The sequence below is a fragment of the Actinomyces sp. HMSC065F12 genome (assembly GCF_001814535.1).
Lineage (GTDB): Bacteria > Actinomycetota > Actinomycetes > Actinomycetales > Actinomycetaceae > Pauljensenia > Pauljensenia radingae_A.
In genome coordinates this window covers 1-510 of record NZ_KV816991.1, presented here as the reverse complement: position 1 = coordinate 510, position 510 = coordinate 1, and positions in this window count along the sequence as shown.

The window sequence follows — 510 nt, the reverse complement described above, 5'->3', positions numbered from 1 at the left end:
TCCGTTGGGCGGATAAAAGAGTCAGGGGTGTCGTCCACGAACCGCTTGTGGTGTGTTCGAAAAACCTGTCAAGTCTCCCATTTGTGATCTGTGTCACGTCATCATGTGTGTGAGCGCGGTCACAGTTGTGGGTGAGAAGCGTTTAGGCGCACCTTCGCACGCTCGTCTGAAGAGGGTCCGAGATGGGGGTGTGGGAGTCGGGAAATCATTCGGACGATCATGATAGCACGAGCCGATTTTTGGGTTCGCGAGGGTTGAAAAAGGCTTTTTCGGCCAAAAAGTTCCGTAAAGTTCCGTAAAGTTCCGGAGGTTTGATACGACCTCGACCCCGACTTTTCCGCAGTATTCCGCCATTTTTTTTCAAAAGTTCCGGAAGTTCCGGAAGTTCCGTGAAAAATAGAGGGGGGGTCATATAGACAGGGGGGGGGAGGGGGGGTGGTGTGAGACGTGGATGGTACTTAGTGTGAGGGTCGGACTATGGGGAGGGGGGGTAGCGCACAAGACCCCCCC